General features: G+C 72.2%; 13 protein-coding genes and 1 pseudogene. 7 read left to right on the top strand and 7 right to left on the bottom strand.

Annotation, left to right across the window (positions count from 1 at the left end; genetic code table 11):
- Window positions 1–11 precede the first annotated feature (11 nt).
- The 4 genes and pseudogenes from M2271_RS16465 to M2271_RS16450 all read left to right on the top strand — a co-directional run.
- Window positions 12–1134 (top strand): annotated as a pseudogene (locus M2271_RS16465) (ATP-binding protein); the annotation flags it as partial.
- A 348-nt stretch (window positions 1135–1482) separates the two neighbouring features.
- Window positions 1483–2646 (top strand): ribosome small subunit-dependent GTPase A, encoded by a 1164-nt coding sequence (gene rsgA, locus M2271_RS16460; protein ID WP_280887969.1) that lies wholly within the window; start codon window positions 1483–1485, stop codon window positions 2644–2646.
- 95 nt (window positions 2647–2741) lie between these two features.
- On the top strand, window positions 2742–4160 hold the full coding sequence (locus M2271_RS16455; protein ID WP_280887968.1) for an AlkA N-terminal domain-containing protein: 1419 nt from the start codon (window positions 2742–2744) through the stop codon (window positions 4158–4160).
- Complete coding sequence (locus tag M2271_RS16450; protein ID WP_280887967.1) at window positions 4157–4690, top strand: methylated-DNA--[protein]-cysteine S-methyltransferase; 534 nt, start codon at window positions 4157–4159, stop codon at window positions 4688–4690. The genes M2271_RS16455 and M2271_RS16450 overlap by 4 nt, the downstream gene beginning before the upstream one ends.
- 526 nt (window positions 4691–5216) lie before the next feature.
- Here M2271_RS16450 and M2271_RS16445 read toward each other — a convergent pair.
- Complete coding sequence (locus M2271_RS16445) at window positions 5217–5594, bottom strand: PPOX class F420-dependent oxidoreductase (RefSeq protein ID WP_280887966.1); 378 nt, start codon at window positions 5592–5594, stop codon at window positions 5217–5219.
- A gap of 68 nt (window positions 5595–5662) precedes the next feature.
- Complete coding sequence (locus tag M2271_RS16440) at window positions 5663–6145, bottom strand: DUF456 domain-containing protein (RefSeq protein WP_280887965.1); 483 nt, start codon at window positions 6143–6145, stop codon at window positions 5663–5665.
- Window positions 6146–6300: 155 nt separating this feature from the next.
- Between M2271_RS16440 and M2271_RS16435 the strand changes: the two genes are divergently transcribed.
- A complete protein-coding gene (locus M2271_RS16435) occupies window positions 6301–7998 on the top strand; it encodes a protein phosphatase 2C domain-containing protein (RefSeq protein WP_280887964.1) in 1698 nt (565 codons plus the stop codon).
- Here the strand turns inward: M2271_RS16435 and M2271_RS16430 are convergent.
- Entirely contained in the window at window positions 7949–8263 is a 315-nt protein-coding gene (locus M2271_RS16430) for a hypothetical protein (protein WP_280887963.1), read from the bottom strand. The genes M2271_RS16435 and M2271_RS16430 overlap by 50 nt on opposite strands.
- A 617-nt stretch (window positions 8264–8880) precedes the next feature.
- Here M2271_RS16430 and M2271_RS16425 point away from each other — a divergent pair.
- Window positions 8881–9381, top strand: a complete 501-nt coding sequence (locus M2271_RS16425; RefSeq protein ID WP_280887962.1) for an ATP-binding protein — start codon at window positions 8881–8883, stop codon at window positions 9379–9381.
- Window positions 9382–9494: 113 nt separating this feature from the next.
- On the opposite strand, the gene M2271_RS16420 is transcribed toward M2271_RS16425, so the two are convergent.
- On the bottom strand, window positions 9495–10541 hold the full coding sequence (locus tag M2271_RS16420; RefSeq protein WP_280887961.1) for a DUF2637 domain-containing protein: 1047 nt from the start codon (window positions 10539–10541) through the stop codon (window positions 9495–9497).
- A 326-nt stretch (window positions 10542–10867) separates the two neighbouring features.
- Complete coding sequence (locus tag M2271_RS16415) at window positions 10868–11713, bottom strand: (2Fe-2S)-binding protein (RefSeq protein WP_280887960.1); 846 nt, start codon at window positions 11711–11713, stop codon at window positions 10868–10870.
- A gap of 168 nt (window positions 11714–11881) precedes the next feature.
- On the opposite strand from M2271_RS16415, the gene M2271_RS16410 reads away from it, so the two are divergent.
- Window positions 11882–12682, top strand: coding sequence for a GntR family transcriptional regulator (locus tag M2271_RS16410; protein WP_280887959.1), 801 nt, complete (start codon window positions 11882–11884; stop codon window positions 12680–12682).
- Window positions 12683–12844: 162 nt separating this feature from the next.
- Here the strand turns inward: M2271_RS16410 and M2271_RS16405 are convergent, their stop codons facing one another.
- Both M2271_RS16405 and M2271_RS16400 read right to left on the bottom strand, forming a co-directional pair.
- Window positions 12845–13627 (bottom strand): hypothetical protein, encoded by a 783-nt coding sequence (locus M2271_RS16405; protein WP_280887958.1) that lies wholly within the window; start codon window positions 13625–13627, stop codon window positions 12845–12847.
- Between the two features lie 312 nt (window positions 13628–13939).
- Window positions 13940–15613, bottom strand: coding sequence for a PucR family transcriptional regulator (locus M2271_RS16400; RefSeq protein ID WP_280887957.1), 1674 nt, complete (start codon window positions 15611–15613; stop codon window positions 13940–13942).
- Between the last annotated feature and the right edge of the window lie 263 nt (window positions 15614–15876).

Raw genomic sequence — 15876 nt, 5'->3', positions numbered from 1 at the left:
CGCGGGGCCCGAAGGCGAATCCGGAGCTTCCCTCGATCATCCAGGAGGCACTGCGGACCATGCGCGACCAGCGCAGCGCCTCCCGCACCCGGCTACTGCTGTGTGGCTCGGCGTTGTCGTTCATGGGCAGGCTGCTGTCCGGCAATGCCCCCCCTGCGAGGCCGGGCAGGGCTGGAGCTGATTGTCCGCCCCCTCGACCACCGCCTGGCCGCAGAATTCTGGAACATCACGGATCCGCGCCTGGCCCTGCGGGTCAACGCGATCGTCGGCGGTACCCCCGCGTACCGACGGGAATTCGCCCGCGGCGACACCCCGAACGGAGCCGACGACTTCGACGACTGGGTCGTTCGCACCGTCCTCAACCCAGAGACACCCCTTTTCCGAGAAGCCCGCTATCTACTCGCGGAAGAGCCCGACCTGCGAGACACCGCCCTGTACCTCTCCGTGCTGGCCGCAGTCGCCGACGGCAACGCCACCCGCGGAGGTATGGCCGGGTACCTGGAACGCAAGGCCACCGACATCGCACACCCCATCAACGTCCTCGAAGACGCCGGCCTGCTGCACCGGGACGCCGACGCCTTCCGCGACAACCGCCCCACCTATCGCATCGCCGAACCGCTGATCGGCTTCTATCACGCCATCATGCGACCGGTCTGGGACCAGCTGGAACGCCCCGGCAGCGCAGCCCGGGTCTGGCAGGCCAGTCGCCGCCGCTTCACCAGCAACGTCCTCGGCCCTCACTTCGAACAGGTCTGCCGCGACTGGGCGCTGCACCACGCCGACCCTGAACTGATCGGTGGTCTGCCCGCCCGGGTCGGACACGGCGTGGTGCACGATCCGAAGGCCCGCGTCGGACACGAGGTGGATGTGGCGGTCATCGGCATCGCCGACGGTTCCAGGCCACCGCTCCTGGCCATCGGCGAGGCCACATGGAACGACACCATGGGCATCGCCCACATCGAGCGCCTCCAGCACATTCGCGACCTCATCACCCAGGCGGGTCGTTACGACACCACCAGCACCCGACTCATGTGTCTCAGCGGCGCAGGTTTCAACGACAAGGCCAACGTGGCCGCACATGCCGACCCTGAAATCCAACTGGTCGACCTGGAGACGCTCTACGGCATGGCATGACATGGCCCGTGCCCCGCGGACGCGAACATGTCTGGGCCGTGCGGAATCATCTTTTCGCTCCTGGCGATCGATGCCGCGCACGCCTCGCGCGCGTCGCCGAACGGGTCGCCGTAATTCGATGGCGTCGCGGCCTGGGCGCCTCTAGGGTCGGTTCTGTTGGAGCGGCGACTGAGGGTTGCCGCGGGTGACTTGGTTTGGTTGGGGAGGTGCGACCGATGGCTGTCGTTGAGATGGGCGCTGCCCGCATCCGGAAGTTCATCAAGTCCACCTCCGTGGCCGCCGGCTGACGATTCCTCAACTCCGCGCGTAGTCTCGCGCGTGCCGGGGCCGCCCTGTGAAGGGTCACCCTTGTCTTCCACCCGTTCGTCTTCTCCCACCTCTTCGTCCTCTTGCCCCTCTCCCTCCTCTTCCCCCTCTCCCACCTCGGTTTTCGCCGATTGCTCCGCACTCGCTCCCTACGGCTGGGACGAGGCATGGGCGGACGAGTTCACCCCCTACGAGCCCGAAGGGCTGCTGCCCGGCCGCGTCGTCCGGGTCGACCGCGGACAGTGCGACGTGATCACCGCCGACGGGATCGTCCGCGCGGACACCGCCTTCGTCACCCCGCACGACCCGATGCGGGTGGTGTGCACCGGCGACTGGGTCGCCGTCGAACCCGGCGGCACCCCGCGCTACGTCCGCGCGTATCTGCCGCGCCGTACCGCCTTCGTGCGCTCCACCTCTTCCAAGCGGTCCGAGGGGCAGATCCTCGCGGCCAACGTCGACCACGCGATCGTCGCCGTGTCGCTGGCCGTCGAACTCGACCTCGGCCGCATCGAGCGGTTCCTCGCCCTCGCCTGGGAGTCCGGGGCCCAGCCCGTGGTCGTACTGACCAAGACGGACCTCGTACCGGACGCGGCGACCGTCGCGCACCTCGTCCAGGACGTGGAGACGGCCGCGCCCGGGGTGCCCGTGCTGCCGGTCAGCGCCGTCGGCGGGGACGGGCTCGACGTCGTCGTCGCCATCGTCGGCGGCGGTACGTCCGTGCTGCTCGGGCAGTCCGGCGCGGGCAAGTCGACCCTGGCGAACGCGCTGGTCGGCGAGGACGTCATGGACGTCCAGGCCGCCCGGGACGCCGACGGCAAGGGCCGTCATACGACCACCACCCGCAACCTGCTCGCCCTGCCGACCGGGGGTGTCCTCATCGACACACCGGGGCTCAGGGGCGTCGGACTGTGGGACGCCGAGACCGGGGTCGGACAGGTCTTCTCCGAGATCGAGGAACTGGCCGAGCGGTGCCGGTTCCACGACTGCGCGCACGAGAGTGAACCGGGATGCGCGGTGGTCGCCGCGATCGCCTCCGGCGAGCTGGGAGAGCGGCGGTTGGCGAGCTACCACAAGCTCATCCGGGAGAACCGGCGGATCGTCGCCAAAACCGACGCGCGGCTCCGGGCGGAGATCCGCCGGGACTGGAAGCGGAAGGGCGCGGAAGGGAAGGCGGCGATGGAGGCGAAGAGGGGGCGGTGGATGTAGGTCCGGTGCTCCCGAAGCCACGGCGAAGCAGGTCGGCCTTCACGTCCGATTTCCGCTAGCGCCGGCCCTCCCCACGGTCGACACTGGAGGGCGTGATGGACGAAGACACCAGGTACGAAGCGGTGCGGAGCCGGGACGGGCGGTTCGACGGCGAGTTCTTCTTCGCCGTGGCGACGACCGGGATCTACTGCCGTCCCAGTTGCCCGGCGGTGACGCCGAAGCGGCACAACGTACGGTTCTTCGCGACGGCCGCCGCCGCGCAGGGCTCGGGGTTCCGAGCCTGTCGGCGGTGCCGGCCGGACGCCGTACCCGGCTCCGCCGACTGGAACGTCCGGGCGGACGTGGTGGGCCGGGCGATGCGCCTGATCGGCGACGGCATCGTCGACCGGGAGGGCGTCGCCGGGCTCGCCGCGCGGCTCGGGTACAGCGCGCGGCAGGTGCAGCGCCAGCTCACCACCGAACTCGGCGCCGGACCGGTCGCCCTCGCCCGGGCCCAGCGCGCCCACACCGCACACGTGCTGCTGCAGACCACCGACCTGCCGATCACCCAGATCGCGTTCGCGTCGGGGTTCGCCAGCGTGCGGCAGTTCAACGACACCATGCGGGAGGTGTACGCCTCCACACCGAGCGAGCTACGGGCCGCCGCACCTCGCGGTGGCCGGGCCACCCGGCGTGCGGCCACGCCGACCGCCGGGATCCCGCTGCGGCTCGCCCACCGCGGTCCCTACCAGGCCGGAGCCGTGTTCGACCTGCTGGCGGCCGAGGCCGTGGCGGGCATCGAGGAGATGAACGGGGTACGCGGGCGGCGGACGTACCGGCGTACCCTGCGGCTTCCGCACGGCACCGGCATCGTCGCCGTCGACGAGCGAGCGGGGGCGGAGCGGGCGGGGGCGGCACGGACCGCGTCCGGCGCTCATCCGGGCGGCTGGCTGGACGCCCGGCTGCATCTCACCGACCCGCGCGATCTGACCACCGCCGTCCAGCGCCTGCGACGACTGTTCGACCTGGACGCCGATCCGTACGCCGTCGACGAGCGGCTCGGGGCCGACGCACGGCTCGGTCCGCTGGTCGCCGCCCGACCGGGCCTGCGATCGCCCGGGGCCGCCGATCCGGACGAGTTCGCGGTGCGGGCCCTGGTGGGGCGGGCCCGGGCCGAGGAGCTGGTCCGGCGGTACGGTAAGGCGCTGGACGCTCCCTCCGGCCCGCTCACCCAGGTGTTTCCCGAGCCGGCCGTTCTCGCCGAGGCCGAGCCGGACGGAACGCTGGGCACCCTTGCCGCGGCCCTCGCCGACGGCGCCGTACGACTGGACCAGGGTGCCGACCGGGACGACGCGCAGGCCGAGCTGCTCGCCCTGCCCGGACTGGACGCCCGTACGGCCGCCGCCATCCGCACCCGCGCCCTCGCCGACCCCGACGTCGCGCCGCCGGGCCTCGACGTCCCCGACACCTGGCGCCCCTGGCGCTCTTACGCCGTGCAACACCTGCGCGCAGCAGGAGAGTTGGAGTACCGATGACCACCGAGACGCACTACACCGTCATGGAGAGCCCGCTCGGGCCGCTCCTGCTGACCGCCGACCCGACCGGGGCGCTGTCCTCGCTGTCCGTCCCCGGCCAGAAGAACGGCCGTACCGCACAGGAGGGTTGGCGACACGACCCGGACCTCTTCCGGGCCGCCGAGGAACAGCTCGTCGCCTACTTCGCGGGGGAACTCAAGGAATTCCGGCTGACGTTGAGCTCGGCGGGCAGCGAGTTCCGGGAGCGGGTCTGGAACGCGCTCGACATCGTGCCCTACGGGGCAACCACGACGTACGGCGAGATCGCCGCACGGATCGGTGCGCCCCGGGCCGCCGTACGGGCCGTCGGCGGGGCGATCGGCGCCAACCCGCTGCTGATCCTGCGGCCCTGCCACCGGGTGATCGGCGCCAACGGCTCCCTCACGGGATACGCGGGCGGGCTGGAGCGCAAGACGAGTCTGCTCAGCCTCGAAGGCGTCCTCCAGACGCCTCTGGGCGCCTCCAGGGCCTCCAGGGCCTCCAGGCGTTAGGCGCCTCCACCCTTCCTCCGGACGTCCCGCTCGCCCTTACGCCGGAGACCCGCCCGCGCCCGGAGTGGCGGGCAGCGACCGCGGGTTCCTGGGGAAGAGGTGGCGTACGCCGTCCCCATTCGTAGGAGTACGCGTTGTCGCCCGAGGCCGCCGGGTACTGCTCACGGACCAGTCCGGAGCCGTCCTTCGCACCGAGGTAGGTGTCCAGGCCGGCGTAGGCGGCTCGGGCGCGGGTCAGGGCGCGGGAGCGTTGGTCCGCGTCGCCGGCGTCGGTGGCCGCGGCGCCCGCGGTGGCGGCGGATCGGGTGGAGGCGGATCGGGTGGAGGCCGCGGTCAGCGCGGACATCGTGGCCATGGCCGTCAGGCCGGAACCGACCACTGCCCGGCGCGAGGGATACCTACGCATGGAAACGTCCTCCGATCCGTGAAGGTGCGGATGATGGAAAACGTTGTCATGCGGCTATTGAGCCGTCAACGGTCTGGACACGCCGGCCCAAGGGTGTGCCCAGGACGACCTGACGGAGTCCTACTGGTCCTCTCCCTCCAGGCCCCAGCTGTGGATCCGACGCGGGTGGACGCGGATCACCTCCTCGCTGAAGTGCGGGCCCAGGTCGTGCGGTCCGACGAGGAGTTCGGCCTCGCCGCGGATGTCGATGCCACGCACCTTCCACGGCTCGAGACTCACGATGTCGTCGACGACCAGCGCGGCCTTCGGGTTCTTCTGGAGGTTGCGCCACTTCTTCGTACGCCCCATCGCGTAGCCGCCGATGAGGATCGTGCCGTCGTCCTGCGGAAAGAAGCCGACCGGGTTCGCCTGCGGCTGGCCGTGCTCGTCGACGGTGGCCAGCCGCCCCAGCCGCTGCGACTTCAGATACGAGCGTTCGGCCTCACTGAATGCGGTCATGACGATCAGCCAAGCACGCCCACCGCGTCGACGCATCAGATCTTGGGACTGGGCCCCCGGACTACGACTCATCCCCACAGGACCGCGCCCAGCCACGCCCCCATGATCAACAGGCAGGTGAACAACTCCGCGAGCACGCTGGAGCCGCCCGAACGCATCGCCGTCCGCAGCGCCGCCCGCGCCTCGCCGTGCCGACCGAGCCGCAGCCGTTCACAGAGGTAGATGCCGCCGATGAAACCGGGGATCGCGCCGAACACGGGGACCAGGAAGAAACCGAGGAACGCCCCGACCCCGGCGTACACCGCCATGCGCGGGGTGGCGCCGCTCGCGCGCAGCCGACGGGGCGGGAGCGTCCAGCGCACCACCTGGGAGACGAACAGTGCGATCGTGGCGCCGACCAGGACGGCCCAGGCGAGCGGCTGCGGATCCGTCAGCGCCCACCACATGACCGCGGCCCACACCAGCCACGACCCGGGCACCCCGGGTATGAGCACGCCGCCCAGCCCGAGCAGCATGACCAGGCCGACCAGCAGGAGGTCCACCACTCCCATCTGTCCAGAGTGCCGGAGGGCCACCGAAAACGCAGGTCACAAAGGCTGCCGGGCCCGTTCACCTGGGCTTCTCGCGCGTGGGCCCATCCGGTCCACGGCGGGCGATTTCCGGATGCCCCGTTTTCATCCGGCCCTTGCGGTGGACAATCAGAGGCATGAGTCAGCAGGGGGGTAAGCCCACGGTGCACGAGGACGACTGGTGGGGACAGCTGTACGGTGACTCCGCCGAGGACACGGGCCCCACACCCACACCGGAGTCCGTGGACGACCGCTTCGCCTCGGCGGCGGGGACGGTGGAGGAGACGGTGGAGGGGCGGTCCGGTTCCGGGCGGGAGGAGCGGGGCCCCCAGGCCGTCCCGCCCCAGGCAACGGGCGGTCGCACCTCCACGGAAACCCCGAACACCACGGCCCCGGTCTCGCGCATCCCCCCGGACACGCTGCCTCCGTCCTCGTCGGTACCGCCTCCGTCCCCATGGGTAGCGCCTCCGTCCCCGTCGGTACCGCCTCCGCTCCCGTCGGCACCCCCACCGCCCCCACCTCCGTTCGCACCACTCCTTCCTGGCGCCGACGCTCCGCCCGCCACCGAGGCCGGCCCCGTTCAAGATCTCACCCGTGCCTCATCCGCCGACGCCCGTGCCTCATCCGCCGACGCCGACGCCGACGCCGACGCCGACGCCGACGCATACGCCGACCCCGCCCCCCACGCCGATCCCCCCTCCGCCGCCACCAGCACCGGATTCGGCGCGTTCCGGGGCGAGCCGCAGGCCGCCCCCTCGCTCAGCGCCGCCACCGGCCCCGACTGGGATCAGCCCCGCGCCACCGCCTCCGCTCCCGTCCCGCAGGGAACCCGTACCGCCACCCGCGTCGACCTCCCCCTCCAGCCACCCGACCCCGTCGGACATGTCGGGTCCGGGCCGCCCACCTACGAGGCCGAGCCCACCACGCTGCCCCCGGCCGACCCGGACCGGCTCGACGAGTTGGTGGCGGACACCGTGCTGGACGGGGCCCGGTACGGGGCCTGCACGCTGCGGGCGGCCTCCGTACGCGGGGACTCCGCCCGGTTCCGAGGAGAGCCGCGCCGCGACTCGCTCCTCACCACCCGCTTCGGCACCGGCGACCACGCACTCGTCCTCGTCGCCATGGCCACCGGCGCCCGCGCCACACCCGGCGCCCACCGCGCCGCCGCCGAGGCCTGTCACTGGATCGGCCGGGCCGTGGGCCACAGTCACGCCCGGCTCGCCGAGGACATCAGGGCCGGCCGGCGCGGCGATCTGAAGTCAGGGCTGCACCGCCTCACCGACCGCAGCCTCGGCAAACTCCGCGCCAGCGCCTCGGAACAGGGCATAAATCCCGAGGAGTACGGCGCCACCCTGCGCTGCCTCCTCCTGCCCGCCGACCCCGAGTGCCGCACCCGCGTCTTCTTCGGCGTCGGCGTCGGCGGACTCTTCCGGCTGCGCGACGGCGAATGGCAGGACATCGAACCGCGCGTCCTCGACGTCACCGGCGAACCGGTCGTCGGCTTCGGCTCACTGCGCACCGAGACTCCCGAAGGCGACCGCCTCACCATGGACCTGGGCATACCGACACCCCCGAGCCCGTACGAACCGGCCCTCGAGCCGCCCCGTGAACCCTTCCGCTTCCGCGCCTCCGTCGCCCGCCCGGGTGACACGCTCCTGATGTGCACCGGGGGCCTCGCCGACCCGTTGCGCGGCGCACCCGAACTCTGCCAATACCTGACCGGCCGATGGTCCGGCCCCACCCCGCCCGGCCTCGCCGCGTTCCTCGCCGACGCCCAGGTAAGGGTCAAGGGATACGCGGACGACCGTACGGCTGCCGCCGTTTGGGAGGGGTGACGGCCATCGTCGAACGTGCCGCGCCTGCGGCGATGGCGTCGTAGCGGGTGAGTCGAGCGCCGTAGTGGACGGCCTTGTCCAGTCCGGCCAGCAGGATCTGGCGGAGCGTCATGCGGTTGGCCAGGTGCCCGTCACCGGGCAGGCCCGGGACCAGCGGGGGTTCCTGGGCATGCAGCAGGTTCAGCCGGTTGTCGAAGGTGTCCATGCGCGGCCCGGGCGTTGCGGCGGTGGCCGCGAACACGTCGAACGCCTGGGGGGTCAGCACGGCCTTGAGGGCGGGTGATGCCGTCGGAGTTGATACGGATGCGGAAGCCCTGGTTGCGGAAGCCCGGGCTGGGATCCTTCTCGTAGACGGCGACGCCGGCCCCCGCCCGTTGAAGGCCCTGCGCGAGGGCCAGGCCACCCAGCCCGCCCCCGGCGATGATGACATGCAGATCCGGCACAGTCGTGTCCCTTCTCGGTCATGAAACGAAAAAGGGAGTCGTCTCGGGCCAGCGAGTTCCAGGTGGCTTCCAGCCGCGTATCCGACCGAGAATCCGCGTGAAGACCAGTGGATTCCGGCCAGTTTGCGGGCGCCTCGCCGCCGCTCGGCGGCGCCCGACCCGCCCCACAGTGAACCCATCGGCGCCCCGTCGCCGGCCCACGCGTGCTTCTGGGCCCGCGCGCAGGAGAACACCAGCTCCAGGCGGCCCGCCGGCTCCTCTGACACCCGCCCCTGCCGCCGGCACCAGCTCCGCTGTGCTGCCCGGCCGGTACCTGCGCACCCATGGCCGAACACCTGGTCGTTGAGGATCCGACATGACTGCCCCGTGAGCCAAGGGGAATGGATCCCGTGAACGTGATCGAGCAGGGGGAACCGACATCGGCACGCGGGCGGGGGCCATGAAGAGGCAGGCACGAGGGGGCGGTCCCACGGCGATCGGGGCCTTCTCGGCGGAGACAGTGGAGGACACGACCGACGTCGACGGGAACGAGGGGCCGGCACCGCAGCTCAATCGCAGACTCGGGCGGGCGGACCTGAGGGCGGTGCCCGAGGCGCGCAGGGCGCTGCGGGAGCTGTTACGGCACTGGGGCAGGCCCGGACGGGCAGAGGTAGCGGAGTTGCTGACCAGCGAACTCGTCACCAACGCGCTCGTCCACACCGACCACGACGCGGTCCTGACGGCGACCGTCGGACCCCGTGGCCTGAGGGTGGAGGTACGGGACTTTGTGGCCCGCAGGCCCAGGCTGCGCGTCGTGAACGCCGACGACGGGACGCACGGGACGCACGGTACGAACGGCAGAGGCCTGGTCCTGGTGCAGTCCCTCGCGGACGCCTGGGGCGTGCGGCCGCACGGGGTGGGGAAGGCGGTGTGGTTCGAGCTGGACGCGGGCCCGGCCTGAACGGAAACAGAAACGGGAACGGGAACGGGAACGGGAACGGGAACGGAAACGAGAAGGAGAAAGGGAAGGGGGCGTGACCCCGCCGGTCACATCCCCTTCCCATGGTGCTCGGCCTAGCCGAACTGCTGCTCCAGGTCCTTGAGCTTGCGCTCCAGGGAGTCGAGGCGCGGCAGCGCCATGGTGTCGTCCTCCGCGGTGAGGTCGACCGAGAATGAGTCAATTCCGCTGCGGACGGGCTGCAGGGAGGGACGCGCGGGCACGGGCAGCTGCTCCGACGCCGATATGGCAGGCTCCGCGGCGGCACGGTCCGAGCCGCGCTCAAGGGTGGCCGTGGCCTGGGGCTCGGGCTGCCGGCCGCGGCCGACGAAGCCGCGGTGACCCCGGCTGATCGCCTTGAGGTGTGCCCGCTCGACCCGCTCCTGCTCGCGGCGGCGCAGTCGGGCCGTCTCCTTCTGACGCTTGTCCTCGCGGACCTCGTCGACCGCCTCGTCCAGGCTGCGCACGCCCTCCAGAAGCATCAGCGACCATGCCTTGTACGTCTCACGGGGGGCCCGCAGCCAGCGGACCATGCGGATCTGCGGCAGCGGACGCGGCACCAGACCCTGCTCGCGCAGCGCGGCCCGACGGGTCTGCTTCAACGCGCGGTCGAACAGTACGGCCGCCGACAGGGACATGCCGGCGAAGAACTGCGGGGCGCCCGCGTGCTCGATGCCCCGTGGCGCGTGCACCCAGTTGAACCAGGCCGCGGCAGCCGCGAACATCCACACCAGTATCCGGGAGCCGAGGGCCGCGTCACCGTGGCTGGCCTCGCGCACCGCGAGTACGGAGCAGAACATGGCCGCGCCGTCCAGGCCGAACGGCACCAGGTACTCCCAGCCGTCGGTGAGGCCGAGGTTCTGCTGGCCGAAGCCGACCAGGCCGCGGAAGGAGAGTGCCGCGGCCACGGCCGCACTGCAGAACAGCAGGACGTAGGAGGCCGTGCCGTAGATGGTTTCCTTGCGCCTGCGGCGCTCCTCGCTGCGCTCCCACGAATCCTCCGTGCTCGCTTTCTCCCCGGAGGAGCGCTTTCCGCGCGCGAGCACCGCCACCGCCGCCAGCATGCCCAGGAGCAGTACGGCGCCCGGAAGCAGCCAGTTCAGCGATATGTCGGTCAGTCTCATCTGGGGTCCCTTGCATTGGGATAGGGCGTAACGCCCGCCATAGTGGCCCAATCCCAACAGCCCTCAGGCGTTTTCGGGGCAAGAGGCCGCCAAGGAAGTGCAAGGGGATGCCCGGGGCGACTTTCTGCTCGAACTGCCGTTTGAGGGGCGGGAGTTGAGTGCGAATAGACTACCCGTACGGGTGGTTCCGCGGAAAGTTCCCGTGGCTCGTGAGGAAATTGTGAAGTGCCGGTAACCGTGGGGCGCCTCGCTCGTCTCACCGCGGGGGCGCCTCATTCGTCGGGGATCCTACGGGATGAGGGCGCGGATTTTTCACTGAGGGTGCGTCAACTGACGGCGGTCACCGTGAGTCTGGCGACCCGGTCCGCGTCGCAGGTGCGCGGGCAGGTGACGCAGGTGCCCGCGGGCTCCAGGGTGTAGAACATGCAGCAGCTCGCCCGGTCCCTCGTGGGCAGCGTCTCACCGTCCGGCCCGGTCAGCTGCCGGAAGGCGGCCGAGCCGACGTACGGCCTGGCCGTCCCCGGCAGGAGCAGCTCCAACTCGCGTTCCGCCCGCCGCTGTTCGGGTGCGCCGAGCAGCTCGGCGACGTACCAGAGACCCTCGACGATCTCGTCGGTCACCATGCCCCACAGGGCACGGCCGCGGCGGCGCATCCGCGGGCCGAAGGCGGCGAGGACGGGTTCCATGTGTTCGGCGATCGCGTGGCGGACCTCGGCGCGCAGGGCTTCCTCGTCCGGGACCACGCGGGCGTCGGGGTGTGCCGCCGCCGGGTCGTCCGGGAGGCAGGCGAAGGGTCCGGGGCGCACGGCGAAGGCCATGGGGCCGTCGGTGCGGTCGTACGCGACGTGGGTCACCGGGTAGCGGGGGACGCGGCGCAGGAGGAACCAGGGGGCCGTGACCAGGAGGCAGGCGGGCCAGGCGTAGCGGTGCAGGCCGAAGCTCGCGGTCACGTCCGGACGGGCGGGGCGGCCGTGGTCGCGCCGCACCTGGGCGTCGTCCCAGGCCAGGAAGGCGTCGAGGCCGGGGCCGCCCTCGGCGAGCGAGGCGCCGGTGATCCAGCCGCGGTCGTCGGGGAGGCGGTCGGTCGCGGCCAGCTCCGTGACGGTGAGCCCCGGGAAGGCGTCCGTCAGACGGGCGTACGCGTCCGTGAGGGCCGAGGGCGTCACTGGCATGCCGGAATCACCGATCCATGACGAGATGCGGAGCAAATTGAAGGCAAGCCTTACCTTACCCAACGTGGGCGAGATATGAACTGGCGGCTTCTGCGCCTAAGGTGCTTGACGGACGAGTGGCAACCCGCCGTAATGACCCCAAGTACCGATACGTCCGGAGGAGGACCCGTGGAGCAGAGCACGCAGGGCTTCGCCGAGACGCGGATCCCGGATCGCCCGGCCGGCGCGGTACGGGTGCCGTCGCAAGCCGGCGTCGCCGCCATGGACCGGGAGCGGGACGCCGCACCCGGGGCCGTACGCGGGGAACACACCCACAGCGAGCCACCGCTGCCCCGGTCCCGGCCGGCGGTCCAGCGGTCCTCCGTGCGCGGGCAGATCCTCGACGCCCTGCGCACCGCGCTCCTGGCGGGGGAGCTGCGGCCCGGCGAGGTGTACTCGGCGCCCGCGCTCGGGGAGCGGTTCGGGGTCTCGGCCACCCCGGTGCGGGAGGCCATGCAGCAGCTCACGCTGGAGGGCGCGGTCGAGGTCGTGCCGAACCGCGGGTTCCGGGTGGTGGAGCGCGGGGCGCGGGAGCTGGCGGAACTGGCGGAGGTGCGGGCGCTGATCGAGGTGCCGGTGATGCTGCGGCTGGCCGGCACGGTGCAGGCCGAGCGGTGGGCCGAGCTGTGGCCGCTCGCCGACGCGACGGTCCGCGCGGCCTCCTCCGGCTGCCCGGCCACGTACGCCGAGTCCGACCGGGCCTTCCATCGGGCGCTGCTGGCGCTCGCGGGCAACGAGCAGCTGGTGCAGGTCGCGGAGGACCTGCACCGCCGCGCCCAGTGGCCGCTGGTCGAAGGCCCCGGGGTGCGGCGGCGCGCCGATCTGGTGGCGGACGCGGCGGAGCACATGTCGCTGCTGGAGGCACTGATCGCGCGGGACCTGGACGTGGTGCGGTCGCTGGTGGGGGGACATTTCACCGGGGCGGTGTGAACCCGGGCGGGTGTACGCCGGGGTGGTGTGAACCCGGGCGGGTGTACGCCGGGGTGGTGTGAACCCGGGCGGGTGTACGCCGGGGTGGTGTGAACGCGGGCGGGGTTCCCGCTGGGGTGGTGTGAATCCCGCCCGCCTTCGGTGTGTTCGACGACCGAGTCCCTACGCCGAGGCCGCCCCCGCCGTCGGCGGCGCCAACTGGTGGGACAGCCACGTCGGTACACCGCCGAGCAGCCGGAACAGTCGGCGGGCCTCCTCTCGGAGCCGGGAGGCCTCCGGTTCCGCCATCGCATCCGCCAGGGACGCCAGCGCCGGTGCCGTCCCGACCAGGTAGCCCAACTCCTCGCGGATCCGCAGGGACTCGGTGAAGCCGTGCCGGGCCTCCGCCAACTCGCCTTCGCGTAGGGCGAGCCCGGCGAGGTGGCGCCAGGTGAAGGAGAGGAGCAGCAGGTCGGAGTGGGCGGTCGCGCCCGCATGGGCCCGGCGGTACGCGGCCCGCGCCGCCTGGGGGGAGCGGGTCAGGTTCTCCGCCAGCAGGCCCCGGCGGAAGTCGAGGAGCGCCCGCCGCGGAGCCCCCGGAGTGATCAGCGCCGCCGCCCGCCCCAGCGCGGCCCGCGCCTCGTCGGCCCGGTCCCGTACGCCGTGCAGTGTGGCGGTGTACGCAAGGTGCCCGCGTTCACAAGCGGCCGCCCCGCGTTCGTCGTCGCTGTGGGCCAGCGCCTCGGCCGTGCGCAGCGCGTCCTCGGCCTCCGCCCAGCCCTGCTCGGTGTAGAGGCACCGTTCCACCAGCAGCGACGCCCGCTGGAGGGCGGTCGGCGCGGTGACCGGTTCGAGCAGCGCCGCCGCGTCGGCCCAGCAGGCGCGCGAGCGCAGCCGCCATACCGCGGTCTGGAGTGGATCGTCACCGGCGGTCGTTCCGTAACCAGACATGGCGGTATGCGCCACGTTGTCCTCCCCGAGGTTCTGTCCTTCGGATCAGCTCGGGATCGCGGCGCTCGGCACGCGCGGCTGTGGCGTTGTCGTCGGTCGCCGAAGCTCCGCTTCGACCGCCGCCTCCGCCTCGCAGTCGCACGCACCACGCCCCGCTCACCGGCGTCGCCGAGCACAGCCTCTCCACATCGACCTGATCCGGAGGACAGGCCCAGCGCGCCATCGAGCCTTGAGTGGTGGCCGCATCTCAGCACGAATGCACCGGCCCGGCCAAGGGGGTGGGTGAAGGATTTCACAAAGTCGTGGGACTCTGCGGGCTTCGGGGTTTCAGCTCATCCGCAGGGCCAGGAAGAAGTCCAGCTTGTCCTCGAGGCGGGACAGGTCGCGACCCGTCAACTGCTCGATCCGTCCGACGCGGTAGCGCAGCGTGTTGACGTGCAGGTGAAGGCGGGTCGCGCAGCGGGTCCAGGAGCCGTCGCAGTCGAGGAAGGCCTCCAGGGTGGGGATCAGTTCGGCGCGGTGGCGGCGGTCGTAGTCGCGCAGGGGGTCCAGGAGGCGGGCCGTGAAGGCGCGGCGGACGTCGTCGGGTACGAAGGGGAGCAGGAGCACGTGGGAGGCCAGTTCCTGGTGGCCGGCCGCGCAGACCCGGCCCGGACGGGCGGCGGCCACCCGGCGGGCGTGGCGGGCCTCCTCCAAAGCGCCGCGCAGGCCCTCCGCCGAGTGGACGGACGCGCTGACGCCGAGGGTGACCCGGCCGTCGTCGCCGAGACCGGCCGACAACGGGTCCCGTACGGACTCCAGCAGGACGTCGGCGAGGATGCCGGACTCCGAGCCCCCGTGCTCCGAAGAGCCCGCCGGGAGGGGGACCAGCGCGATCGCCTCGTCACCGGCGTCGGCCACGGCGATGCGGTCGCCGGGCTCGGGACCGGCGGCGAGCGGGTCGACCAGGATCTCCTCCAGGAGTGACTGGGCCACCGGGCCGCCCCCCGGCCGCCCGCCCTCCCACTCGACGCGGGCCACGACCACCTGCCAGAGCGGGGCCGCGCCCAGGCCGGGCAGCAGTTCGGGAGCGGCCACCCGCAGCCGTGCCGCGATCTCGGCGGGGGCGGCGCCCGTCTGCAGCAGTTCCAGGACCTCCTGGGCCAGCCGGCGGCGGACCGTGCGGGCGGCGTCCCGGCGGTCGCGTTCCACGGCGATCAGCTGGGTGACGCCCTGCAGAAGGTCCAGGCGTTGCTCCGGCCAGTCCCCGGCGTCCGCCTCGACGGCCAGCAGCCAGTCCGACAGGACCGTCTCGCGGACGTCCCGGGAGGCGTGCGGGGAAGGGCCGCCGCTGCGGACCGCGAAGAGGGAGTACGTGGTGGAGCCGAGCAGGACGCGATGCGGGCCGCGCCGGCCCGTGCGGACCGCCGCCAGGTGCTCGGCCGCGAGCTTCGCGCACACGTCGGCGGGCAGACCCGCGCCCCCGGTCCTCGGGCCCGCGACCCGGCGGCCGGTGGGGGACAGTACCCAGGCCCGCAGGTCCAGGTCCGAGCCCAGCAGATCCAGGACCACGTCCGGGCCGCCGCCCGAGGGGCCGGAGGTCATCATCCGCCGGTGCCGGTCGACCACCGCCGCGAGGTCGTCGGCGCGCTCGCCGGAGACCTGCCGTACGACGTGCTCGGTGATCGTCGCGAACGCCACCGACTCGTGCACGGCGAACAGCGGGAGGCGGTGGCGGGCGCAGGCGACGACCAGATCGTCGGGGACGCCGCCGAGCTCGGCCTCACCGGCCGCGAGCGCGGACACGCCGGCCTGCACCATGATCCGTACGAACGGCTCGGAGTCGGCCGCGTCGCGGCGCCAGGCCAGGCCGGTGAGCACCAGTTCCCCGCCCGAGAGATAGCGGCTGGGGTCCCGGAGGTCGGTGGTCATCACACCCCGCACAGTGCGATCCAGCTCGTCCTCGCCGCCGAGCAGCCGCAGGCCCAGCGCGTCGGTGTCCAGCAGTGCGCGCAGCCGCATTCTCGTCGCCGCCGTTCTGTGTCTCGAAATCCACGATCGATCGATCAGGTCTGAGGGTGCTGTGAGGAGGGGGACGGCCCCTCGGGGTGGTGAACTCCGCTCTCCGGCTCCGAGGCTGTGTCCCAGGTCACGTGGGCTGTGTCGCGCGTTTCCCCAGGGGAACGGGGAGGTTACCGATGACCTCCGTTCATACGAATCTACAAGAAGACCGCCCTGGCCAGCCAACTCCTTCATGGTTTCCGTGACTGACCCGGTCGGCGTAC

It is taken from the genome of Streptomyces sp. LBL (assembly GCF_029893585.1).
Lineage (GTDB): Bacteria > Actinomycetota > Actinomycetes > Streptomycetales > Streptomycetaceae > Streptomyces.
Note: the sequence above shows the minus strand (reverse complement) of the source record. Positions and strands in the feature narration are given on the sequence as shown.